Source organism: Kangiella koreensis DSM 16069 (assembly GCF_000024085.1).
Taxonomy (GTDB): domain Bacteria; phylum Pseudomonadota; class Gammaproteobacteria; order Enterobacterales; family Kangiellaceae; genus Kangiella; species Kangiella koreensis.
Genome location: NC_013166.1, coordinates 285550 through 310123, shown reverse-complemented (window position 1 = coordinate 310123; position 24574 = coordinate 285550). Strand labels below are relative to the sequence as shown.

Genomic DNA, 24574 nt, shown 5'->3' with positions numbered 1-24574 from the left:
TAACGGTACTGTTATCGGTACTTAGCATCTTTCGCTCTATCCTCAGCAATCTGAGCCTCATAACGATCACCGATCGCCAATAATTGTTCCTTGGTTAAAATATTGTCGCCTCGTTTCTCAAAGTGATAGTCGAAAACTCGTGTTTCAACGATCGAATCTACTGGGCAGGACTCTTCGCAAAAACCACAATAGATACACTTAAACATATCAATTTCATAGCGCGTAGTGCGTCGTGTACCATCACTCTCTCGAGGGCCCGCCTCAATCGTTATCGCAGCGGCGGGGCACACTGCCTCGCATAACTTACAGGCAATGCAACGTTCCTCACCATTCGGGTAACGACGCAAAGCATGGATGCCTCTAAAGCGTGGGGATTGTGGTGTTTGCTCTTCTGGGTACTGGACGGTAACCTTTCTTTTCCACATGTGCGCCCAAGTGAGCCTTAAGCCACGGAATAATTCAGTTAGCAGGTAGCTACGGAAGATTTGGCGGATTCTACTCATAGCACACCCCGCCCAGTAAACCACGGACTAACACCCGCTTTAATCATAAAGGTCAAAATAATTAACCAAATTACAGTAACTGGAATGAATATTTTCCAGCCTAAGCGCATCACCTGATCATAACGGTAACGAGGGAAAGTTGCCCGCAACCAGATCATCATAAACAGGAACCAGGCCGCTTTAAGCAATAACCAGATTGTGCCCGGAATCCAGTCTGTCGCGCTTTCAAGATAGGGTATTCCTTGAAAGGGGTTGAGCCAGCCACCGAAGAAAAATAGTGCAGTTAGCACCGAAATAAGAATCATATTGGCGTATTCGGCAAGGAAAAATAAGGAGAACCCAATTCCCGCATATTCCACATGGAAGCCGGCAACAATTTCTGACTCTCCTTCTGGAAGGTCAAAAGGTGCGCGGTTGGTTTCAGCCACTCCCGAAATCCAATAGACCACTAGAATGGGCAACAGTGGAATCCAATACCAGTGCCAGAAACCACCATCCTGTGCCATAACAATGTCGCCCAGGTTCATAGTGCCTGACGCCATTAGCACCGCCACCAAAGCAAACCCCATGGCTATTTCGTAGGAAATGATTTGTGAGGCAGAACGCAGGGAGCCAATTAGTGCATATTTAGAGTTTGAAGCCCAGCCGGCAATAATAACGCCATAAACCGCGATGGATGTCATCGCTAAAATATAAAGTAAACCAACATTAATATCGGCTAGCACTATTTCAGCGCTAAAAGGAATCACCGCCCAGGCAGCAAAAGACGGTGCAATAAACAGTATTGGAGCGAGCAAGAAAAGCGTTTTATTGGCCCCTGAAGGAATAACGATTTCCTTCATCAACAGCTTTATAACATCCGCAATTGGTTGCAACCAACCTTTAGGGCCCACGCGGTTTGGGCCTAAACGCATCTGCATGTAACCGATCAATTTGCGCTCGGCAAAAGTGGTGTATGCAACCGCTAAAATTAATGGCAATAAAATCAGGTTGATTTTAAAACCAATAATGAGTGCGTCTATAATGATATCAATCATCAGACGCCTCCTAAAATATTATGGAATGGACTCAGTTTTGGGCGCTTCAGATCTTCTTGGCCTTTCGCTAAAGCTGTTTTTTGCAGGGCTTTCGACCGACGCGTCCAACAATCCACCTGATAGATATTTAATCGCTCCGGACAGAAGCCCTCATTTGGCAGGCTTTCAGGACACTGCCAGCGTGACTTGATGCGGTCACCTACGGCACCCATACGACCTTTAACTTCCTGCATCACATCCTGTGCAGAAACATAGTCAAAGTTCTTCAGTTCCAGCAAGTTACCCATCACCCGTAACACTTTCCACGCTGGCTTGGCCTGGCCCGGCGCACTGACACAGGCATTAAAATCCTGCCAATGTCCGTTTACATTGACATAAGAGCCAGGACTTTCGAGGTAGCTGGCAATCGGCAAAATAATATCAGCATATTCAAACGCTTCATCATCGGTATAGCTGCTGAGCGCAACCACAAACTCACTGGCTTGCAAGCTGGCTTTAGCCTGCTCGGCATTGACCGCTTCTTTGCCTATTTCCGTTTTCAGTAGAATGAACGCTTTTTTGCCCTCACTAAGCATTTGCTGAGCAGTCTGGCCACCCTCTTCCACATCCGCACCACCGGGCCCACGGTGCGGAATCGCGCCGGCCAGATAAGCACCAGCGCTGTTGCCACCATGAGTCATGATGCCAAAAGTTGCACCGGATAAGCCAGCGATTGCGCGACAAAGCATTCTCAAGGTTGCCGCGTGGCTAAACTCCAGCGCGCTCAAACCCAAGACCACGCCAGTTTTTTCCGCTTTGGTCAGCATCTTTGCGATATTAATATGCGCTTGTTCAACGTTAATATCTTTGAGCAACACATCGAAGCCTTCGTAGCCTAAGCTGTCCGCAGACACATCCTCAGAGGCCATAGCCTCGTCGAGTAAATATTTAGCCACTCCCGCCACCTGTTGCAACCAATCATCGGGCGTCGCTTCAATTTCATGCAGCACATTGAAGTTGTTATACAGTTTTCGCGCATTAATGATCGCGATCTGCCCATGCCGGGTAGCTTTACGCACCCGCAATGCCGCCAATGGTTGATCTTTGCGTAAGTCACTTCCAACCAGCAGGCAAGCATCTAAAGCTTCAAGCTCCGACAGCTCAATACTCAGCTCCGGGAACAATGATTCATTTTCCTGCATCGAGTAATCGCTGATACGAATGCGATGGTCCACATTATTTGAACCCAGCCCACGGATCAGTTTTTGTAACAAATACATTTCTTCGGTAGTTGCACTGGGGCTACTGATAGCGCCGATATGCTCAGGGCCATCAGTTTGCGCCAACATGTTTAATTTACTGGCCGCTTTTTCGAGAGCCGTTTCCCAGTCCGTTGGCTGCCACTCGCCATTGATCTTCATCATAGGTTCTAGCAAACGACGATTGTCATTATCCGGCATCGTCACCGCTTCATAAGAATAGCGATCACGATCCGATAACCAGACTTCATTGACGGCTTCATTATCTTTCGGAACAACTCGAATAACCTGGTTACGGTGAGTATGTACATGCAAGTTGGCGCCGATACAGTCGTGTGGCGAGACCGAATCATACTGAGTCATTTCCCAGGCTCTGGCACGATAGCGAGAAGGTTTTGCGGTCAATGCACCAACTGGGCATAAATCAATAATATTGCCGGATACTTCCGAGTCCACGGATTTCTCAATAAAGGTGGTGATTTCCATGTGCTCACCACGGCCAGTAGCACCCATTTCACGAATACCCGCAATTTCACGGCCAAATCGCACACATCGAGTACAGTGAATACAACGCGTCATTTCGGTTTCAATTAATGGGCCTAAGTCAGTATCAAAAACCGCTCGCTTACCTTCAGTGAAGCGTGACACATCACCACCACAACCCATTGCTAAATCCTGCAACTCACACTCGCCACCCTGATCGCAAATTGGGCAATCCAGTGGGTGGTTAATAAGCAGAAACTCCATCACTGATTTTTGCGCACCCTGTGCCATATCGGAGCCGGTTTTCACCACCATTCCATCAGAGATTGGGGTAGCGCAGGCAGGTAATGGTTTACGGACGCCATCAACTTCGACCAGACACATACGGCAGTTGGCGGCGATGGATAATTTTTTGTGATAACAAAAACGAGGAATGGTGATACCATTGGCATCCGCCACTTCGATAATCATTGCACCTTCTTCGGCTTCAATTTTTCGGCCATCGACTTCTATCGAAATCATAAAATTATCGTGCCTCGTTATTCATTAACAGCTTGCTTTGCGGCTTGCTCTTGTTCAGCAACCGCCTGCTCAATTTTCGCTTCAAACTCTTGTTTGAAACACTTAATAAAACTTTGCACCGGCATGGCTGCTGCATCGCCCAGCGCACAAATGGTACGCCCCATAATATTGCCTGCAATTTCATCCAAATCTTTGAGGTCGCTTTGCTTACCCTGCCCATTGGCAATGCGATGAATCATGCGTGACATCCAGCCGGTACCTTCGCGGCACGGAGTACATTGTCCGCAAGACTCTTCATAATAAAAATGAGCAATACGTCCTAATATTTCGACCATGTCGGTATCTTCATCCATGATAATCACAGCTCCCGATCCCAACATTGAACCGGCCTTGCCTATGGCGTCATAGTCCATGGTGATATCCATCATCACATCCGCTGGTAATACTGGCGCACTGGACCCACCGGGAATAACGGCTTTCAGTTTTTTGCCATCTTTCATGCCACCAGCCATATCCAGCAAATCCTTAAAGGGGGTACCTAAACCAATTTCATAATTGCCCGGCTTATTGACATGGCCTGACACTGAAAAGATTTTAGTGCCGCCATTATTTTCTTTGCCCAGCTCTAAAAACCATTTGCCGCCCTTATCTAAAATAACTGGTACAGAAGCATAACTTTCCGTGTTATTCACATTGGTTGGGCGACCATACAAGCCATAGTTCGCAGGAAAAGGAGGTTTGAAACGTGGCTGGCCTTTTTTACCTTCCAAAGATTCCAGCAATGCGGTTTCTTCACCACAAATATAAGCACCGGCGCCAATGTGGCTGTGTAAATCAAAATCCACGTCCGAACCTAAAATATTCTTGCCTAATAAGCCTGCCTTATAAGCTTCTTTAAGAGCCTGTTCAAAACGGTCAATGGGCTCGTAAAACTCACCGCGCATATAGTTGTAACCCACGGTCGCGCCCATCACATAACCACCAATTGCCATACCTTCGATCAGCTGGTGCGGATTAAAGCGTAATATGTCTCGGTCTTTAAAAGTACCCGGCTCACCTTCATCAGAATTACAGACCACATACTTTTGTCCCGGCGCATGTCGCGGCATAAAGCTCCATTTGAGCCCCGTGGGGAAACCAGCCCCACCGCGTCCACGTAGAGCTGACAACTTAAGTTCTTCAATAATCTCTTCCGGTGGCGTTTTTTCTGCCAGAATTTTGCGCCACATGCGATAGCCGCCGGCAGACTCATAGGTCTTAAGCGTCCAAGGCTTATCCAGGTGCAAAGTTCTAAAACAGACTTCATTTGCCATCGGTTAACTAACCTCTAATTCAGATCGCGAATTAAATCCGCCATCTTTTCCACTGTTAAATTTTCGTGATATTGCTTATCTACTTCCAGCATCGGTGCACCACCGCAAGCGGCCATACACTCCACCTCTTTTAAAGAAATGCGTCCATCTTTGCTGGTTTGTCCCGGCTCAATCCCTAGTTCATCTTTAAACCATTTCTTTAATGCTTCGCTGCCTGCCATCATGCATGACACATTGGTACAGAGAGACACCACATGTTTACCGCCTGGCTCTAAGCGAAACATCGAATAAAAAGTTGCTACTTCATAAGCTGCAATATGTGGGATTTCCAAATAGTCAGCCGATGCATCCATCGCCTCGCGACTTAAATGCCCTAACTCTTCCTGCACAATGGTCAGCACCGGAATAATCGCCGAGCGCTTGCGCTCGGTAGGGTACTTGCTAATCCACAAGTCAATTTTCTCGATTGACTCTGCGGACAACATACTTGTTAAGTCATTTGCACTCATGGTTATCGATCTATTTCTCCAAATACAATGTCCTGGGTACCGATAATAGCCACCACATCCGCCAACATATGACCTGCCGCCATTTCATTCATAGCGCTCAGATGGGCAAAGCCGGCAGCACGAATTTTGACGCGATAAGGTTTGTTAGCACCATCTGAAACCAGATAAATTCCAAACTCGCCTTTGGGGTGCTCAATTGCAGCATATGCTTCACCTTCTGGCACACAATAACCTTCGGTGAACAATTTAAAATGATGAATCAGGGCTTCCATATCATCTTTCATGGTTTCGCGGTCTGGCGGGGTCACCTTATGATTTTCTAACATGACTGGCCCTGGATTTTCACGCAACCATTCCACACACTGACGAATTATCTTATTCGACTGGCGCATCTCCTCGACTCGTACCAGGTAACGATCATAACAGTCACCGGTTTTTCCAATCGGAATATCAAAGCCCATCTTGTCATACACTTCGTACGGCTGTTTTTTACGCAGGTCCCAAGCGATACCAGAGCCACGTAGCATGGGCCCACTAAAACCCAGTTGTAATGCACGTTCCGGTGTCACCACACCAATGCCAACGGTTCTCTGTTTCCAGATTCTATTTTCGGTCAGCAGGGCTTCGTATTCATCAACTCGGTCAGGGAAGGTTTCGGTAAAGTCCCAAATAAAGTCCAATAGCGAACCTTGTCGATTTGCATTAAGTTCATCAACCTTCTTTTCATTACTAAAAGGCGATACCTTGTACTGTGGCATTTCATCAGGCAAGTCGCGATAGACACCACCGGGGCGGAAATAAGTGGCATGCATACGAGCACCACTGACAGCCTCATAGCAATCCATTAAGATTTCTCGCTCACGAAAAGCGTAAAGGAAAACCGTCATGGCACCAATATCCAGTGCGTGCGCCCCGATCCACATCAAATGATTTAAAATGCGGGTAATTTCCGAGAACAAAACGCGAATATACTGCGCGCGCTCTGGTGGTTTAATGCCCATCAATTTTTCAATCGACAGAACATAAGCGTGCTCATTACACATCATGGACACGTAATCGAGTCGGTCCATGTAGCCAATGCTTTGATTGTAAGGTTTACTTTCCGCTAACTTTTCAGTGGCGCGATGCAACAAACCCACATGTGGATCAGCTCGCACTACCGTCTCACCGTCCATTTCCAGAATTAAACGCAAGACACCATGCGCAGCCGGATGTTGTGGGCCAAAGTTAATAGTGTAGTTACGAATTTCAGCCACGCTTGCCTCCTTGCTCAGGACTGCTGACGTAGACCGCAGGATCTTTTTCTTTGCGAATGACTCTTGGTACTAGCACACGCGGCTCGATTGAAACCGGCTCATAAACACAGCGTTTTTGTTTAGCGTCATAGCGCAACTCAACATTGCCTATCAAAGGGAAATCTTTGCGGAAAGGATGACCAATAAAACCATAATCAGTCAATATGCGACGTAAATCCGGATGGCCTTCAAACAAGATACCAAACAGGTCAAAGGCTTCACGTTCATACCAGTTAGCACTATTCCAGACGGGAATGACCGAGGGTAACATTGGACGATTTTCTTTAACAAAACACTTAACACGTAAGCGCCAATTATGACTAATCGATAATAGATGATAAACCACCGCGAATCGATCTCGCTGCCATTCTTGGTGAACCGGCGAACTGATTGCCTCACGAGCACGTCCAAAACCTGTACCGGTTGCTTCAGTAGTTGCCCACTCGTCCTGACCATAAGTCATATAATCAACCACAGTCAGATCAATAAGCTGCTCAAACTTGAGTTCGTCTTGGTCACGCAATTCTTTGGCAACTTCCAGCAAATCATCTTGTGCCACTTCAATAGTCACCTCACCGAAAGCCTTATCGCAAGCAATTAGCTTGTCACCAAAGATGTTGCCCAGTGTGTTAACCAGTGATTCAGCCAAGAGACACCTCTTTGTTTGAGGAAATCGATTTCGCTGAGCCAGTCTGCGCAACAGAGTCTTCGTCGTGAGCCATAGAACGAGGGATTACTTTTTGACGGCGAATTTTATTTTGCAATTGAATAATGCCGTAAAGGAGAGCTTCTGCTGTAGGTGGGCAACCCGGCACATAAATATCGACTGGGACAATGCGGTCACAACCGCGAACAACAGAATATGAATAATGATAATAACCGCCACCGTTGGCACAGGAGCCCATGGAGATGACCCACTTAGGTTCCGGCATCTGGTCGTAAACGCGGCGCAACGCTGGCGCCATTTTATTGGTTAGAGTACCGGCCACAATCATCACGTCGGACTGACGTGGACTCGGCCTGAAGATTACTCCGAAGCGATCCATATCATAACGCGCCGCACCGGCATGCATCATTTCGATGGCACAACATGCCAGGCCAAAAGTTACTGGCCACATTGAACCTGTACGCGCCCAGTCAAAGAGGTCTTTGATACTGGTCGTTACAAATCCGTCACCCTGTAATTGTTGTTCCAGTCCCATTGTCGTACCTATTAATTACCGCACTTATTAATTACTGCATTTACTGAACACAGTATCGGTCGAATACACAATGCTTCTTGAAAAGACTCTACTAACAACTTGTTCATAGCATTCACTACTCCCACTCAAGAGCGCCTTTTTTCCACTCGTAGGCAAAACCAATCAAAAGTAATAACAAGAAGACCCCCATACTAACCACACCAAACCAACCTAAATCATCAAACACCACAGCCCAAGGGAATAAAAAAGCAATTTCCAGATCAAATATAATGAAAAGAATGGCCACCAGGTAGAAGCGCACATCAAATTTCATTCGGGAATCTTCAAACGCATCAAAGCCGCACTCGAATGCTTTTTCTTTTTCGGGATCAGGATTGGTTGGGCTGGCAAAATATCCGACTAACAATAGTCCTGTGCCGAATAACAGCCCAATGATGATAAAAACGAGGATTGGTGCATATTGTTCAATCATAGATTTATGAGTCTCATGCGCGCCCTGTTTCCTTATATATCAATAAGTTTTTACTTATTTTGAAATACCTTACCAGCAGTTCAGAGATTTGGCTAGTCCCCATACTTCGTCCTTTCAGCCCTGCTAATATGCATTACAACACAAAGTTACAAAATTGCGCTATAGAACGCTTTGCTATTTCGATGAATTATTTTAGTATGGTTTAACAAGACTCAAGTGATGTATCTCAATGATTTTTAAACGAAGCAAAAAAGAGCAAGACGATACTTCTACCACACGGGAGTCAGAGACCCAGCGCAAGAAGCGCACCCGTTTGGTCAAAATCAAGATCCCTGTCGACGAATTAACGCTTGGTATGCAAATTGCCGAGCTTGATCGCCCATGGACTGAAGTTCCTGTGTTGTTTCAAGGATTCCCATTACAAAATCAGGAAGATCTGGATACACTTGCTGTCTACTGTAATCATGTCTATGTCGAGCTTGACGAAGAGTACTGGGAGACCATCAAACACGATTATCCCAGCGCCGAATATAAACAGGCACGCTCTGAAGCCGAAGAAGCTCATCATAGCCTGCATCAGGAGTTACCCCGCGCTGAACGTATCTTTAAAGCTTCTAAGAAAAGCATTAAAGAGCTACTTGACGCGGTAAAAAACAATAAAGCCATTAACATCGATGAATCCAAGCACCTGGTTTCTGAATGTGTAACCAGTATCCTCGCCAACCCCAATGCCATGTTCTGGTTATCACGTATCAAGGACAGTGATGAATATACTTCCGAACACTGCTTGCGAGTTAGCATTATGGCCATTGCTTTCGGCCAGATGTTAGGCTTCAGCCATCAAGAACTTGAAAATATCGGCATGTGTGGGCTATTGCATGATGTCGGTAAAATGAAAATTCCACCTGAAATTCTCAATAAACCAGGTCCATTGACTGACGATGAATTTAAAGTCATGAAAGAACATACGGTGCTTGGTTACATTTTCTTAAAACAGCACGGTGGCTTTGATGAAATTGTCAGTGACGTTGCCCATGCCCACCATGAACGGGTTGATGGTAAAGGCTATCCACAACGCCTGGAAAGTGAACGTATCGGCATGTATCCTAAAATTATCGGTATCATTGACGCTTACGATGCCATAACCAGTGATCGCAGTTTCCGTGATGGCCTAGCTCCTCTTGAGGCACTGGGTATTCTTTTTAAAGAACGTGGCACACACTTTGATACTGATCTGGTGGAAAAGTTTATTCAAATGGTCGGCATCTATCCCCCAGGAAGCTTAGTTGAAATGACCAATGGTGAAACCGGCATTGTGTTAGCGGCTAACCCCGATCAAAAGCTTAAGCCCAAGATCGAGATTATTCTTGATACCAAAGGTAATTTCCGTCGTCCTATTGTCATTGATTTAACGAAAGAGCAATATGATCAAGACAATAACCTCTATGCCATTAAAAAACCGCTAAGAGATAGTTCGCGAGATATTAACTTAGAGGACTTTATCCGGGGTAATGGCTAAGCCCCTATTTTGTATAGGCTATTTTTTTCTTGCACCTTCCCTTATAAGCGAATAGTATAAAAATTCGACACAAGGAGGTTGCCATGAGTTTTTTGGACAAAATCACCCAATGGATGGGCAAAGCCGCACGTCGTGATCGTGATTCGATTCATGAATCAGCACACCACTATCAGTCTACCAAGACTCATAACCCCAACCCAAAACACCACCAAAAACTAGAAAAGAAGAAACTCAAAGTCACTGATCTACAAATTGGTATGACGGTTATACAGCTAGATCGACCTTGGACTGAAGTTCCGGTTGATTTCCAGGAAATCACCATTCACACTCGTAGCGATATCGCTTTACTCCAGCAATACTGTGAAGAGGTTTATGTTGATTACCTTTCTTATACCAGCGTCACCTCGGACAACCTTTTCCATAGCAATAAACCAAAGCACGCTCATAATAAAAAAGCTTTCAACGCCAAACAAACTAGTCAGGCTCTCAGGGCAGAATTACCCAAAGCTAAAAAGGCATTTGATCGTAGCTTGAAGCATATTCATCAAGTTCTTGAGCAGGTCGCTCGTGATAGCCAAATCGATATTGAAGCCGCAAGAGAAGTGGTGGCGGACTGTGTCGACAGTATTCTACGCAATGACACAGCAATGTTCTGGTTGAGTAAAATTAAAAATCAAGACGAGTACACAGCAGAGCATTGCTTACGGGTGGGAATTCTTGCCATAACTTTTGGTAAGTACCTGCAACTTGACAGGGAGCAACTAGAATTATTGGGGTTATGTGGCATGTTGCACGACGTCGGAAAAATGCAAATACCAACCACCGTTTTGAATAAAACCACCACGCTTACTCAGGAAGAATTTGACCTTATTAAGCAACACACAGTGTTAGGTTATAACTACCTATCATCTCATGGTCAGGTTGCAACAGAAGTGCAACAGGCTGCCCATAACCATCACGAACATATCAGCGGTGAGGGTTATCCCCGCAAAATATCAGATGAAAGTCTCTCTCTTTACGACCGAATGATTGCTATTGTTGATAGTTATGATGCCATGACCAGCGATCGCTGTTATCGACTTGGCATGCCCGCCTCTCAGGCTGTATCCATATTATATAATGAGCAACATAATCATTATGATAGCCAGCTAGTGCAGCTGTTTATCCAAATGGTAGGTATATACCCAGTGGGTAGCCTGGTGAAAATTTCTAATGGCCAAATTGCGGTAGTACTTTCAACCAATGAAGATCATAAACTTGAACCAGTTGTAGAGTTACTGACTGATCAGTATCGAAAATTAATTCCACCCGTTGCTGTCGACCTATCTAAACAAGTCTTCGACTCTTATGGAAATATCTTGAGAATCAAACGCTCTCTGGCCGATCATGAGGTAGACTTTGATTTAAAAGCAGTCTTATTACGTTCTTCCCCCTCATACCAGGTGGCCTAACGGTTACTAGATTATATGTAGCACTTTATTTTTGTCTATTTTTTAGTCAGATTTGCTTGTCATTTCCTTGCAATAAGTACTATCATTAAGTAGCAAGGGAGATTAGGATATGGCAGTATTCGACTTATTAGGATTTAAGCGCAGCAGTCAAAAAGCTCAGGCTAATCAAAGAGATAGTAACTTAAAACCTAAAAAAACTACAGAAAAAGTCATAGAAAAGCGGAAGATACTAGCTTCTCGCTTGCGGGTTGGTATGACGGTTGTTGAACTTGATAGACCCTGGACAGAAGTTCCAGTCATGTTTCAGGAACTCAAAATCTCCACCCAGAACGAAATCCACCTGTTACAAAAATACTGCCAACACGTATTCATTGACGCTCAATCCTATCGAACCTACTACAAAACCATCGTAGAATTCGATAATCAAAAAGTCATTTACCCAAAACTTGATTTACGCCCAACCCAAGCAAGTCAATTCCTACGCGAAGAACTCAAGAAAGTAAAAACCACCTTTGATCGTTCTTATAGCCACATTTATCAACTCATGAAGGACGTCCAGCGCGACAGTCAAATTGATATCGAAGGTTCTAAAGATCTTGTGTCACAAACTGTTGATAGCATTCTGCGTAATGAAACCGCAATGTTCTGGCTCTCAAAAATTAAGCACCAAGATGAATACACCTCAGAGCATTGTGTTCGCGTCGGTATTTTAGCTATTGCTTTTGGCAAACACCTTCAACTCCCGCGGGAAAACCTTGAAGTTCTGGGTATGTGCGGCATGCTGCATGATGTTGGTAAAATGAAGGTACGACAGGACATTCTCAATAAACCTGCGAGTTTAAGCCCGGAAGAGTTTGCTGAAGTAAAAAAACATACTGTTCTCGGCTACGACTTCCTCAAGCAACATGGTGGAGTCGATGAACAAATTTGTGCCGTAGCCCGCAATCATCACGAGCGAATGAACGGCGATGGCTACCCCCGAAATGTTGAGTCTCAACTACTATCACTCTATGACCGAATTATTGCGATAGTTGATAGTTATGACGCTATGACCAGTGACCGTTGCTACCATAAAGGCATTCCAGCCAGTCAGGCTCTTTCCATTCTTTATAAAGAGCAAACCAATCATTACGATGCTGAGCTGGTACAACAGTTCATCCATATGGTTGGCATTTACCCTGTTGGCAGTCTGGTCCAAATGAACAATGGGCAACTTGCGCTGATACTTTCGGTTAATGAAGAACATAAGCTGGAACCTGTTGTTGAATTGTTAACAGATACAGAAGGCAGGCGCATCCAACCAATCGCCAGTGACCTATCCAAGCATCCTACCGACACTGCGGGTAATATATTACGTATTAAAAAAGCTTTAGCTGATTCAGAGGTCGATTTTTGTTACGAATCCTATATCAAAGATGTTGTTTGAAGAACCTCAATAATCGACTGTAACAATGACATTTGCGCCTTTTTTGCTTATGCTTAAGGCCACCTTATTTGCCGATCATTTCTATGCAAGCTGAGTCAACAACTCCATCTCCCAATACTGTTAATTATAAAGCACCTACCTGGGCACAAAACCAACATGTTCAATCGCTACTGGCAACTTTCAAATTAAGACGCCGTTTCGTTCAGCATCGTGCTCAGCCCATGTTGCAAGCATCCAAAGAAGTAATCATTGAGTGCGACGATGGTGTTAAGCTACAAAGCTTTTACGCACAATCACAAGCTGATGCGCCGCTAGTTGTTCTGATTCATGGATGGGAAGGCAGTCATCAATCTCTTTACCTGATTTCCTGCGCTAGCACTTTATTTAATCATGGATACAATGTAGTCAGACTCAACCTACGAGACCACGGTGATAGCCATCATCTAAACCAGGAATTATTTCATTCCAATCGTCTTGATGAAGTCATAAATGCAGTAAAAAAAATTCAAACTAAATATCAACCCAGTAAACTATTTCTTACCGGCTTTTCACTAGGCGGGAATTTTGCATTACGAGTAGCCAAACAAGCTACCAAGCATGATATTCGGCTAGCTAAAACGGTTGCTATTTGTCCGGCCCTAGATCCTACAGACGTTTTAGAAAAGCTAGAGAACGGACTGTCGCTTTACATCAAATACTTTATGTATAAATGGAAGCGGTCATTGCGCAAAAAGCAGGAACTCTTTCCCCATCTATATGATATAGAAGAGTCACTAAGAACCGATTCAATGCGCAAACTGACCGAAGAGTTAGTTAATTTTTATGGTGACTACGACAGCATCAACGCGTATTTTGATGGTTACGATATCACTGGCGACTATCTTAGTAATCTTGATGTTGATACTACCGTATTGTTAGCCAAGGATGATCCCATCATCGATTATCGGGCTATCTATGACTTGCCCGTTAATCCTAATATTGAATACTTTTTGTCAGAACATGGCGGACATTGCGGTTTCATCAAAAACTCTAAGCTACACAGTTGGCTGGATGATTTCCTTTTAGAGCAGCTCAACCTTGAAGCTCAATAGAGCCCGTATTAATCCAGTATGGCATTGATCGCTTAGTCCATTTGGCAAATCGCAGCTTATCACCTCGATAAAAGTTGCGATAAGCATCAACTGCATTACCTCTAACCTTATACTCATTCGGCATGGCCTGAGCAAACTCAGTTAACCCCGAGTCTTCGAACTGCATTGCTTCTACTTCTTGCAATACACTCATTGATTTGTGGTCACCCGTTTTGTTAAACCGAAATCGATATTCAGCGTTCAATGCCCTGGTTAATTCAGTCAACCAAATAAAATTACTGTATGAGTGTTCGACCCAAAGCACACAAGGATGTTTAGCATGTGTTGACCTATAGGGCGTCACGAAGCCTTTTTTATTCAACGCGGTGCACAGCATTTGCACGCTCTCTAGAATCATCTTCACCACATGCTGATCGCAATGGTACTGCGCGCATAATTTTATATCCTTATCCAATACGAAAATATTCATTACAGTCAGTCATTAATCAAACAAAGATGCATTATCATCTGACTCATGTGAAATTGGCATAAAAAAGCCGCCACTATGGGCGGCTTTTTATAAACATTAATTTTAGTTATTCATTGCGGCTAACTCGATTCTTGCTGCTGCTCCATATAAATGACTGGCATCGCCTTCCAACTTACCTTTTGGATCCACACTTGGCCATAATTCTCTCAGCTCTAGCAGCCACTGTCGTGTATTGGCAATATCGTCTTGTGCTAATTCTTGCTGCTCACTACTGATAGAGTCTAATCTTTCAATCGCTATTTCGGTAAATCCAAAAGCATCCTGATACTCATGGACATTAACCACATCACCTTTTTTTACCCCAATAGCATACTCATCAGCAGCTGTTCTGATCATTAAACTAATGCTCAGCAAAATATCACGCGCTGACTTCACCTGGATTTCTTCACTTTGAGTAATTCTGCTTTGTAAGGCTCTATAGGCTTTTTTCACTGCAGCTTCGCCTTTCTCTTCATTGACGGCCTTCGCAAGAGTTTGCAACTCATTCGCAAAACCATTCACTTTTCGCGCCTCAAATACAGGCTTCAATCCAGCATAGAGCTCATCTTCAGGATGCTTCATGTGCGTTTTAGCCATGTCTATATGGCCTTCTTGATACAACTTATAGCCAACCCATAAATGACCACGAATCAATCCTAATTGGGCCAAGAAAGCTGCATCATCTTTAGCTAAATCGATATTAGTTCCACCTTCACCTTCGCCGGCCTCGCCTTCACCACCTTCTCCTACGCTAAGTAAAGACACGCTACTTATTGCTGTGACGAGTTGATTTCCATCAGATGGCAACGATTTCGCATCCACTTCCGTTGAAGCCACGCTAGTTGCCAGCAAGGCTGAACTGACTCCAAGCCATATTTTTCGCTTTTCGTACATAGAATTACCCTTTGAAGTTTCTTTTCTAACTTACATTGCTTTATACTGGCTATCATTCCATAGATGCGATTGATTCTCAATAACATATTTATGATACTTCAGCTTTCTGACATCATCGAACCGAATACCCTCAATGTAATCTGTGAAGAGGTAGCAAAGCTCGACTTCCATTCCGGCCAGCAAACGGCTGGCAAAGCAGTACGCTCGCTTAAGAATAACCAGCAGATTCTGCTAGTGGATGATCAGCCTGCACCTTTAGCCATGCTCTTCAGGCACCTTCAAAAAAGCCCAATCTTTCAAGCGGCCTGTTTACCCAAACAGTTTGCCAGAGTGATGCTCAATCGGTACCAGCAAGGCATGCAATACGGTAATCATATAGATGACGCCTATATCGCAGGCGTGCGTACGGATGTATCTTTTACGTACTGCCTGTCCTCTACCAGCGACTATAATGGCGGAGAACTGGTGTTATGTGATTCTACTGGAGAACGCTCATGGAAGCTCGACAAGGGTGAAGTCCTAATTTATCCAAGCAGCTACTTACATCGAGTTAACCCTGTAACCGAGGGTACACGCATTGCCATGGTCGGTTGGTTACAAAGTAAGGTTGGTGATGCTAGCCAGCGAGAATTATTATTTGATTTGAAACAAGCCGTGACACATGAGCTCGAGACCCAGGGAAAGTCAGAACAGTATGATCGGCTCAGCAAATCATACAGTAACTTATTACGGATGTGGGCTGACTAATCCGATAATATCCTACTCATTTTAACGCCAAAAAAAACCGCCCCAAGAGGCGGTTTTTTGTCTGACTTTTTAGCTGTTTACAGGATGTAAACGAAGATAAACAGGAATACCCAGACCACGTCAACGAAGTGCCAGTACCAGGCACCGGCTTCATAAGCAAAGTGATCTTGTGGGGTAAAATGACCTTTAGCACAACGAATGGTTAGGATAATTAGGAAAATTGTACCTACCGTTACGTGCAAGCCGTGGAAACCCGTCAACATAAAGAAGGTTGAGCCGTAAATACCGCTACCTAAGGTTAATCCCATTTCAGTGTATGCATGAATATATTCCCAAATCTGAAGCCCCATGAAAATAACACCCAAAGCTGCAGTAATTGCAGTGAACTGGATTAAGGTCGCACGATTCTTTTCAATCAATGCGTGGTGCGCAATGGTCAAAGTGAATGATGAGAATAAAAGAATCGCCGTATTGATTGCCGGCAAGCCCCAGGCACCCATACCTTGTGTGGTTTCACCAGCAGGAGTCTTCTCCATAGGCCAGTTAGGAATAAATTCAGGCCATAAGAACTCATGAGTAGCAGCGTTATTGCTAGAACCGCCTAACCACTCCATGACTAAAATACGTACATAGAATAATGCGCCAAAAAAAGCAGCAAAGAACATTACTTCTGAAGTAATGAACCATAACATGCCTTGACGAAATGAACGGCTCATTTGTGCGCTGTATAAACCGCTCATAGATTCGCGGATAGTGGCAGCCCACCAAGTTGATAACATGTAAACCAGTACTGCTAAGCCAAGGTACAAGATATAACCCTCAGGGTAATTTCCTTGGACCATATTGCCTGCACCAAAAGCAGTTAGGAACAAGCCGATAGAACCGATAAACGGCAGCTTGCTCTGCTCTGGTACATAATACTTTTCGTATTCTGTATTTGTTTGTTCACTCATCGTATGTCTCCGTTAAAGACCGTTGCGCTGACGTCTTAGTCAGCAGCCTGTGTTTGTTGTTCGGCAGGGGTCACATTATGCAATGTGTAAGCCAATGTAATGGTGTCATACTTTTCCGGTAGATCTTTATCGACAAAGAAACGCATCGGCATTTCTTCAGTTTCGCCCGCAGCCAATGTTTGCTGATTAAAACAGAAACACTCTGTTTTATTGAAATATTGGCTGACCAGGTTTGGCGAAAAGCTCGGAATCGCTTGTCCTACAATGGCTTTACCTGCGCGATTTTTAACTCGGAAGTTCACTTCATATTCCTTGCCAGGATAGACCTTTATTTGTGTTTGTACTGGCTGAAAATCCCAAGGCATGTCGTTCTTGGTGATTGTCATAAATTGAACGGTAATTTCACGGCTGGTATCCGGTTCTTGCTGTTCGTAAACAGCAAGACCGTTTGATTTACCATTTAAGCCCGTGATTTCACAGAACACATCGTACAAAGGAATCATGGCAAAACCGAAAGCCAGCATAATCAACACCACCATGACCAACTTACGGGTCATGACCTTGTTTTTGTCTTGCTCTGGCTGTTGGTTAATATCACTCATAATCAGTTACTTCGTCAGATTAATCACTATTAGTCGACTTTAGGTGGCGTACTAAATGAATGGTACGGCGCTGGTGAAGGTAATTGATTAAATTCAAGACCCTCTGCACCTTCCCATACTTGATCAGTCGCTTTCTCACCTTTCTTCAACATGCAGGTTTTAACCAGAATCCACAAGAACAAGAACTGAGTCAAACCTAAGCCGAATGCACCAATACTTGACCACATATTGAAGTCAGAGAACATGATGTTGTAATCAGGAACACGACGTTGCATACCCGCCAAACCTGAGAAGTGCATTGGGAAGAAAGTTAAGTTAACAAACACGATTGATAACCAGAAGTGGATTTTAGCCAACTTCTCATCATACATACGACCAGTCCACTTAGGCATCCAGTAATAAACCGCTGCCATGGTACCGAAAATAGCACCCGGGAATAGTACATAGTGGAAGTGAGCTACCACGAAGTAGGTGTCATGATACTGCCAATCCACCGGAGTTAACGCCAACATCACGCCAGAGAAACCACCGATAGTGAATAGAATCACGAAAGCAATCGCATACAACATAGGCGTTTCGTAGGTGATTGAACCCTGCCACATAGTTGCAACCCAGTTAAATACCTTCACACCGGTTGGAACCGCAATCAACATGGTCGCAATCATGAAGAACAATTCACCTTTAACTGGCATACCCACGGTAAACATGTGGTGCGCCCATACGATGAATGATAGGAAAGCGATCGATGCTGTAGCGTAAACCATTGAAGAATAACCAAACAGTTTCTTACGAGCAAAGGTTGGAATAATCGCAGAAGCGATACCAAACGCAGGAAGAATCATGATGTAAACTTCAGGGTGACCGAAGAACCAGAAAATGTGCTGGAACATCACTGGGTCACCACCACCGGCAGCATCAAAGAATGATGTACCGAAGTGACGATCTGTCAGCATCATGGTTACCGCACCAGCTAGTACTGGCATAACCATGACCAGCAAGAAGGCTGTAATCAACCAGGTCCATACGAACAATGGCATTTTCATCAAAGTCATGCCAGGAGCACGCATGTTGAATACAGTCACGATAACGTTGATAGCACCCATAATGGATGAGATACCCATCAAGTGCACACCAAAGATAAAGAAGTCAGTGGATGGAGGACCATAAGTGGTCGACAGTGGCGCATAGAAAGTCCAACCGAAGTTAGGCGCACCACCTTCCATAAACAGTGATGACAACAACAGGATAAAGGCTGCTGGAAGAATCCAGAAACTCCAGTTGTTCATACGTGGTAAGGCCATGTCTGGCGCACCAATCATCATCGGAATCAACCAGTTAGCAAGACCAACAGTCGCTGGCATCACAGCACCGAAGACCATGATCAAGCCATGCAGGGTTGTCATCTGATTGAAAAAGTTAGGTTCAACAAACTGTAAGCCTGGTTGGAAAAGCTCGGCACGGATAACCATTGCCATAGCACCACCAATCAGGAACATGATGAACGAGAAGACCAGGTACATGGTACCAATGTCTTTATGGTTCGTAGTAAATAACCAGCGTGAAATGCCGGTTGGTTTATGATCACCCATAATTATTCCTCCTTACCGGCATTTTTGAAGTCGTAGACGTCTTGTGGCTGAGCTTTATCGCCCTTATCGTTGCCCCAAGCATTACGCTCATAAGTGACGATAGCAGCAATTTCAGCTTCAGTTAACTGTTGCCCAAACGCCTGCATCGCAGTTCCAGAAACGCCATTTACCACCACATCAATATGCTTCTCGATATCGCCTTCAATGATCGGGCTACCAACCAATGATGGGAATGGACCGTTACCTTGGCCGTTTGGCATGTGGCAGGCTGCGCAGTACTTGTTATAAGCTGCTTCACCTTCAGTCATCAGCTGAGCCATAGTGCGCTCATTCAAGTCAGGACCAGATTTAGCCTCTTCAACTTTAGAAGCCATCCAAGCGTCATATTCAGCTTGTTCTACTACGTGCACCACGATTGGCATAAAGCCGTGGTCTTTACCACATAGCTCAGCACAGACACCACGGTAAATACCTGGCTCATCTACTTTTGTCCACACTTCATTAACAAAGCCTGGAATAGCATCTTTTTTGACGGAGAAGTCAGGTACCCAGAAAGAGTGGATAACGTCTTCAGAAGTAACCAAAAAGCGAACTTTTTGACCAACAGGGATAACCAGAGGGTTATCAACTTCTAAAAGATAGTTTTCATAATCAATAGGAGTACCAGAGAAGTTTTTACCTGAATTGTCTCTAGTTTTCAGAGACTGCTCATCAAGGTTTGAGAAGAAGCTGACATCGTTGCTCGGGTCATTATCGCCATCGATGTACTTATATTCCCATTTCCACTGCCAGCCTTTAACCATAACGGTCATGTCTGAATCACTGGAATCTTCCATCTTTATCAACAAGCTAACAGCAGGAACTGCTAAGGCAATAAGGATAATGAAAGGAATAACGGTCCAAATAATCTCAACGGTGGTACTGTGAGAAAACTTAGCTGGAATAGGATTTTTGCTTTTACGATGCGCAAACATCGAGTAAAACATTGCGCCAAAAGTTAGGACTCCGATCACTACACAGACCCAGATCGCGATCATGTGTAATTCGTAAACTTCTTTACTGATCTCAGTCACACCTTCACGCATGTTATACGCCTGTTCACTACAACCGGTTAGCACTAAAACAGCTAGCGCGGTTACAGCGAGAGCGACTTTGCGGAACAATGACATGCTCTTCTCTCCACTAACGTTAACCCGCAAAATGCGGAAATTGTTATTAATTTGATAATAAAACCAGGTATCCCCGTCTGCCCTAACAGGAATTTGACCAATCAACCTTGATCCGAATCAAGATTTAAGGGCGGCCATTTTATCTGAGAAGATAGGGAAAAACTAGACGGATCTGTAATAAAACCCAACACATCTATGGGTTTTCTCGTAGTTTTTGTAGGGTTTTTATACGCTTAAGCAACTTTTCATCAACTTCGTACTCAGGATAGGTGCGCTTAAACTGCCCCCACTCATCCAACGCGGTAATCTCATCGCCTGCTTCTAACGCCTGTTCAATTTCCTCGATCCAGACTTCCGGCAAGGGATAACCGAGGACCGCTTCATCTAATACGCCATGCTCATCAAAGCCTGATGTTTGCTCGATTTCTCCGTCGATAACTGTCACAGGCTCTGCTTGCTCAAGGTCTACAGCACGTATTCTCGAACCGGTAACTACTATCGATTCTTCAGCCATATCACTGACTTTAGGCGGCTCAAATTCCAGTACCGGCTCCTGCGGTGCTGCAGGCGCAGCCAGCATTCGCTGTTTGCTTTCACGCTTTGCTTGAGCGTTGACCTGCTCTTGTTTCTGACGCTCCCTTTCTAAATAAGCCATCTCGGCATCCATCTCAATCGCATAACGCTCTTCTAGTGGTTTTGAACTGGCTACCTGCGCCATATTATTCATGTCTTCGCCACTTAAATTGACCATCAGACGGGCCACACCAAGGGTCACCAGTAACCCAGCAGCCACTGAAACAGGCACGCGCAAACGATGCCACCAGCTGCCACCGGCAGCCTTCTGCTCTTTTTGTTTGAGATGCTGTTCAGCCATGGCCAGGATATTTTGATCCAGTTCTGGACTGGTTTCTTCCTCGCCCTGCCATTGTTGCAACTTTTCTATGTCTTTATCTTTACTCATAATTCCACCTCAAGCTTTGCTTCATTGATTAACTGCTTGAGTTTCTGTACCGCATACCGCAAACGGCTTTTCACCGCCTCCGCATCATCCTGAATGGTTTCTGCAATGTCTTGCACCGTCATGCCACTCTCGATTTTCAACACCAGCACCTCGCGCTGCACCAGCGGCAATTGATTCAAAGCCCAAAAAAATTGCTGTTTGGATTGAGCCTCGTTGAGCTGCTGCTCAGGCTCGCTGGCTGAATTCGCCACCGGCTGCATATCAGTATCATCATCCAATGATAAAACCTCACCTCGGCCTTGTTTGCGGTAATGGTCAATCAATTTGTTACGCGCCATGTGATAGAGCCAGGTGGTAAATTTGGCACTGACCTGATAACCGTCGCTACCTTTTATCACGCTTTGCCAGGTTTCCTGAAACAACTCTTCAGCCGTGGCACGACCATCTACCTGTCGTAAAAAGTAACGTAACAAAGGATTTTTGTGCCGCAAATAAAGTTGCTCAAAAGCACGCATATTGCCTTTGGTATAGCCAACCATCAAAGCCTCATCGCTCAGTTGGTCTGAGCAAGAGGCTTGGCGCTGTTGATTGCTGTTAAAGGTTTCGTTACTTCTGGTCACGCTTGATCTCTTATGAAACACATCCCCAGCGCCATCATGGCTTTTTAGTGTAAGGCTTTCAAGCATATTGTTACCTGTTCAATGCCTGGGTTAGCCACAACTTATTGGTTACTGACTTGTTCATCAACCTGGTCATTCTGCTCATCCAGTAGCTGCGCCATCTTCATCAGTTGAATCATTTCGCCACGGTAACCGTTTTTATCAGCGCCTTTGCTATTCTGCGCCAGCTCAATCGCCTGTTGCCAATCCCAGCCATTCAAGTAGCGTCCGCCACGCAACAGTTGTGCAAATCCAGCGACACTGGCTGCAAACTGACGGTCACCAGCGATAGTATCGCCGTGGTTAAACTGCTTGCGATCAATGACATGGCTAATGAGTTTACTGTCATCTTCATCCGGCATCTTATAGCGCAATTTCACCAGCGCTGCCTCATCGGCCAGCTTTTGCTGCTGCACTTCTTTCTCGCTATAACGCAATTCATCCACACGACGCCCTTCGGAACCTACCAACACCACTTCATAGAGCGCTGTTACGGTATGTCCTGCTCCGATTTCACCTGCATCGACCTTGTCATTATTGAAATCTTCGCGGTTCAAGGCACGGTTTTCGTAACCCAGTAAACGGTATTCAGCCACCACCTGCGGATTAAACTCCACCTGGATTTTGACATCCTTGGCAATCGTCATCAGGGTTCCCGCACGCTGCTCGACCAATAATTTACGCGCTTCCTGCAAACTATCAATATAGCCATAATTACCGTTACCCTTGTCAGCCAGCTGCTCCATCAAGTGCTCATTGTAATTGCCGCTGCCAAATCCCAGCGTGGTGAATGAGATACCGCTTTCGCGCTTACGCTCAACGAGATCGATCAGCTGCTCACGATTGATCGTTCCCACGTTAAAGTCACCATCGGTGGCTAGAATCACACGGTTAATGCCGTCTTTAATGAAGGCTTGCTCAGCCAACTTATAAGCCAGCTCAATCCCAGCACCACCATTAGTCGAACCACCCGCGCTCAATCGATCGAGAGCCTGCTCTATGGCCATGCGATCATTACCCTTGGTCGGCTCAAGCACCACACCACTGGCACCGGCATACACCACGATTGAGATCCTATCCTGATCACTACTTTCCTGCGCTAACAGTTTTAATGACTTTTTGACCAATCCCAATTTATCTTCGCTATTCATCGAACCCGATACATCAATCAGATACACCAGATTGGATGGCGGTAATTCCTGCTGCTCAGGCTCAAAACCTTTGATACCAATTTCCATCAGGTAGGCATTAGAGTTCCAAGGCGCACTAAATACATGAGTGTTCACCGCAAAAGGTTGCTCAGTACTGTCGGGCGTTTGATAGTCATAGTTAAAATAATTAACAAACTCTTCTAGACGTACCGCATCTTCCGGTGGCAAATAACCATCATTTAACATACGGCGGACATTGGAGTAAGAACCGGTATCCACATCAATACTAAAAGTCGATACTGGCTGCTCTTTGGCCAGAAAAATACCCGATTCATCAAGGTGCTGATATTGTTCGCGATTCACTTCAGGCTGCTGCCAGATCCCAGGCGACTGAGGGGCAGGCATCGCCATATCATACATAGGTACATTTCTTTCTTTGGCCTCTGACATGATCCGAGCTCCAGTCACAACAACTTGCTCCTGCTCTTTTTTTTGTCGCTGCAGCTCCTCAGTTTTTGCAATCTCGACTCGCTTGTCTTGCTCAGCTCTTTGCTCACCGGTATCCGTGTTTTGGCAGCCGGATATTGCCAAGGCAACCATGCTGGCCAAAACGCTGATCTTTAATGATGTTTTCACTGTATTTGCTTTATCAGTATTCATTTTCGTGCTCCATCCATTTGATTCGCATTTATGTTAATGACATTGCTATAAACGCCGACCAGTTGGAAAAGGGTTAACTTTTTCGAAAATATTGTTAGAGTAACCTCTTACCATCTGTAAACCCTTGTGTACCCATGGAAGCCGCTGAACTGCAACAACTGCTGTATAAAGAAATTCCGATCACCCAGGCACTACAAATTCAGGTCGATAGCCTGACCAGTAACAGTATTCAGGTATCGGCACCGTTTGAAGCCAATAAGAACATTCATAACACCGCATTTGCCGGTAGCATCTACACCACCGCAACACTCGCCGGCTGGTCATTGGTGACGCATATGGTTCAACAACGGCAACGTCACGGTTCTGTAGTCTTGGCTAGCGCCACCATCCGTTACAGCAAGCCTATCAATGGCGATATCGTTGCCAGCTGCCAAATTGCAAATCCAGATATTATTGAGCACTTTCTTAAAAGATTTGATTCAAGGGGACGCGGCCGACTGTCGCTTGAGATTGATGTGATTGAAGCTGGCGAAAGCAAAGCTACCATGCAAGCCGACTTTGCAGTACTCCGACAAGGCTGAATTTATTTAAAGCTCCACCTTGTCATGTTGACGAGCAAA

Annotated in this window: 23 protein-coding genes and 1 pseudogene; 6 read left to right on the top strand and 18 right to left on the bottom strand. The window is 44.9% G+C overall.

Annotated elements, in window-relative coordinates; translation table 11 throughout:
• Nucleotides 1-11: 11 nt before the first annotated feature.
• The 9 genes and pseudogenes from nuoI to ndhC all read right to left on the bottom strand — a co-directional run bounded on the left by nuoI (nucleotide 12) and on the right by ndhC (nucleotide 8574).
• The gene (nuoI, locus tag KKOR_RS01460; protein ID WP_012800233.1) at nucleotides 12-503 is read right to left on the bottom strand and encodes an NADH-quinone oxidoreductase subunit NuoI; all 492 of its coding nucleotides are present in this window, start codon (nucleotides 501-503) and stop codon (nucleotides 12-14) included.
• Entirely contained in the window at nucleotides 500-1540 is a 1041-nt protein-coding gene (gene nuoH, locus KKOR_RS01455) for an NADH-quinone oxidoreductase subunit NuoH (protein WP_012800232.1), read from the bottom strand. Before nuoH ends, nuoI begins: the two co-directional genes overlap by 4 nt.
• Nucleotides 1540-3783, bottom strand: coding sequence for an NADH-quinone oxidoreductase subunit NuoG (gene nuoG, locus KKOR_RS01450; RefSeq protein WP_012800231.1), 2244 nt, complete (start codon nucleotides 3781-3783; stop codon nucleotides 1540-1542). The genes nuoH and nuoG overlap by 1 nt, the downstream gene beginning before the upstream one ends.
• 17 nt (nucleotides 3784-3800) lie before the next feature.
• Entirely contained in the window at nucleotides 3801-5096 is a 1296-nt protein-coding gene (gene nuoF / locus KKOR_RS01445; RefSeq protein WP_012800230.1) for an NADH-quinone oxidoreductase subunit NuoF, read from the bottom strand.
• 14 nt (nucleotides 5097-5110) lie between these two features.
• Nucleotides 5111-5605: an NADH-quinone oxidoreductase subunit NuoE family protein gene (locus KKOR_RS01440; RefSeq protein WP_012800229.1), complete on the bottom strand. Its 495-nt coding sequence runs from the start codon at nucleotides 5603-5605 to the stop codon at nucleotides 5111-5113.
• A 2-nt stretch (nucleotides 5606-5607) separates the two neighbouring features.
• On the bottom strand, nucleotides 5608-6861 hold the full coding sequence (locus KKOR_RS01435) for an NADH-quinone oxidoreductase subunit D (RefSeq protein WP_012800228.1): 1254 nt from the start codon (nucleotides 6859-6861) through the stop codon (nucleotides 5608-5610).
• Entirely contained in the window at nucleotides 6854-7549 is a 696-nt protein-coding gene (locus tag KKOR_RS01430) for an NADH-quinone oxidoreductase subunit C (RefSeq protein WP_012800227.1), read from the bottom strand. The genes KKOR_RS01435 and KKOR_RS01430 overlap by 8 nt, the downstream gene beginning before the upstream one ends.
• Before the next feature lie 76 nt (nucleotides 7550-7625).
• A pseudogene (locus tag KKOR_RS01425) lies at nucleotides 7626-8102 on the bottom strand (NuoB/complex I 20 kDa subunit family protein); the annotation flags it as partial.
• Between the two features lie 115 nt (nucleotides 8103-8217).
• A complete protein-coding gene (gene ndhC, locus KKOR_RS01420) occupies nucleotides 8218-8574 on the bottom strand; it encodes an NADH-quinone oxidoreductase subunit A (protein WP_012800225.1) in 357 nt (118 codons plus the stop codon).
• Between the two features lie 229 nt (nucleotides 8575-8803).
• Between ndhC and KKOR_RS01415 the strand changes: the two genes are divergently transcribed.
• The 4 genes from KKOR_RS01415 (at nucleotide 8804) to KKOR_RS01400 (ending at nucleotide 14061) form a co-directional block, all read left to right on the top strand.
• Nucleotides 8804-10093 carry an HD-GYP domain-containing protein gene (locus KKOR_RS01415; RefSeq protein ID WP_012800224.1) on the top strand — a complete coding sequence of 430 codons (1290 nt, stop codon included), beginning with the start codon at nucleotides 8804-8806 and terminating at the stop codon, nucleotides 10091-10093.
• An 83-nt stretch (nucleotides 10094-10176) separates the two neighbouring features.
• Nucleotides 10177-11544 carry an HD-GYP domain-containing protein gene (locus KKOR_RS01410; RefSeq protein WP_012800223.1) on the top strand — a complete coding sequence of 456 codons (1368 nt, stop codon included), beginning with the start codon at nucleotides 10177-10179 and terminating at the stop codon, nucleotides 11542-11544.
• Between the two features lie 109 nt (nucleotides 11545-11653).
• Nucleotides 11654-12970 carry an HD-GYP domain-containing protein gene (locus KKOR_RS01405; RefSeq protein WP_012800222.1) on the top strand — a complete coding sequence of 439 codons (1317 nt, stop codon included), beginning with the start codon at nucleotides 11654-11656 and terminating at the stop codon, nucleotides 12968-12970.
• Between the two features lie 68 nt (nucleotides 12971-13038).
• Complete coding sequence (locus KKOR_RS01400; protein WP_228638698.1) at nucleotides 13039-14061, top strand: YheT family hydrolase; 1023 nt, start codon at nucleotides 13039-13041, stop codon at nucleotides 14059-14061.
• Here the strand turns inward: KKOR_RS01400 and KKOR_RS13755 are convergent.
• Both KKOR_RS13755 and KKOR_RS01390 read right to left on the bottom strand, forming a co-directional pair.
• Nucleotides 14042-14530 carry a pyrimidine dimer DNA glycosylase/endonuclease V gene (locus KKOR_RS13755; RefSeq protein WP_012800220.1) on the bottom strand — a complete coding sequence of 163 codons (489 nt, stop codon included), beginning with the start codon at nucleotides 14528-14530 and terminating at the stop codon, nucleotides 14042-14044. The two genes, KKOR_RS01400 and KKOR_RS13755, sit on opposite strands and share 20 nt — an antisense overlap.
• A 102-nt stretch (nucleotides 14531-14632) precedes the next feature.
• Nucleotides 14633-15463 carry a hypothetical protein gene (locus KKOR_RS01390; RefSeq protein ID WP_012800219.1) on the bottom strand — a complete coding sequence of 277 codons (831 nt, stop codon included), beginning with the start codon at nucleotides 15461-15463 and terminating at the stop codon, nucleotides 14633-14635.
• A 90-nt stretch (nucleotides 15464-15553) separates the two neighbouring features.
• Here KKOR_RS01390 and KKOR_RS01385 point away from each other — a divergent pair, with 90 nt between their 5' ends.
• Nucleotides 15554-16210: a Fe2+-dependent dioxygenase gene (locus KKOR_RS01385; protein ID WP_012800218.1), complete on the top strand. Its 657-nt coding sequence runs from the start codon at nucleotides 15554-15556 to the stop codon at nucleotides 16208-16210.
• 77 nt (nucleotides 16211-16287) lie between these two features.
• Here KKOR_RS01385 and KKOR_RS01380 read toward each other — a convergent pair whose 3' ends face one another.
• The 7 genes from KKOR_RS01380 to KKOR_RS01350 form a co-directional block, all read right to left on the bottom strand.
• Entirely contained in the window at nucleotides 16288-17163 is an 876-nt protein-coding gene (locus tag KKOR_RS01380) for a cytochrome c oxidase subunit 3 (protein ID WP_012800217.1), read from the bottom strand.
• 35 nt (nucleotides 17164-17198) lie between these two features.
• Entirely contained in the window at nucleotides 17199-17765 is a 567-nt protein-coding gene (locus tag KKOR_RS01375; protein ID WP_012800216.1) for a cytochrome c oxidase assembly protein, read from the bottom strand.
• Between the two features lie 29 nt (nucleotides 17766-17794).
• Nucleotides 17795-19354 (bottom strand): cytochrome c oxidase subunit I, encoded by a 1560-nt coding sequence (gene ctaD, locus KKOR_RS01370; RefSeq protein WP_012800215.1) that lies wholly within the window; start codon nucleotides 19352-19354, stop codon nucleotides 17795-17797.
• A 2-nt stretch (nucleotides 19355-19356) separates the two neighbouring features.
• Nucleotides 19357-20523 (bottom strand): cytochrome c oxidase subunit II, encoded by a 1167-nt coding sequence (coxB, locus tag KKOR_RS01365; RefSeq protein WP_012800214.1) that lies wholly within the window; start codon nucleotides 20521-20523, stop codon nucleotides 19357-19359.
• 193 nt (nucleotides 20524-20716) lie between these two features.
• Nucleotides 20717-21484, bottom strand: coding sequence for a hypothetical protein (locus tag KKOR_RS01360; protein ID WP_012800213.1), 768 nt, complete (start codon nucleotides 21482-21484; stop codon nucleotides 20717-20719).
• On the bottom strand, nucleotides 21481-22104 hold the full coding sequence (locus tag KKOR_RS01355; RefSeq protein ID WP_228638690.1) for an RNA polymerase sigma factor: 624 nt from the start codon (nucleotides 22102-22104) through the stop codon (nucleotides 21481-21483). Before KKOR_RS01355 ends, KKOR_RS01360 begins: the two co-directional genes overlap by 4 nt.
• A 101-nt stretch (nucleotides 22105-22205) precedes the next feature.
• On the bottom strand, nucleotides 22206-23954 hold the full coding sequence (locus KKOR_RS01350; protein ID WP_012800211.1) for a vWA domain-containing protein: 1749 nt from the start codon (nucleotides 23952-23954) through the stop codon (nucleotides 22206-22208).
• A gap of 134 nt (nucleotides 23955-24088) precedes the next feature.
• On the opposite strand from KKOR_RS01350, the gene KKOR_RS01345 reads away from it, so the two are divergent.
• The gene (locus KKOR_RS01345; RefSeq protein WP_012800210.1) at nucleotides 24089-24535 is read left to right on the top strand and encodes a YiiD C-terminal domain-containing protein; all 447 of its coding nucleotides are present in this window, start codon (nucleotides 24089-24091) and stop codon (nucleotides 24533-24535) included.
• The last annotated feature ends 39 nt before the right edge of the window (nucleotides 24536-24574 follow it).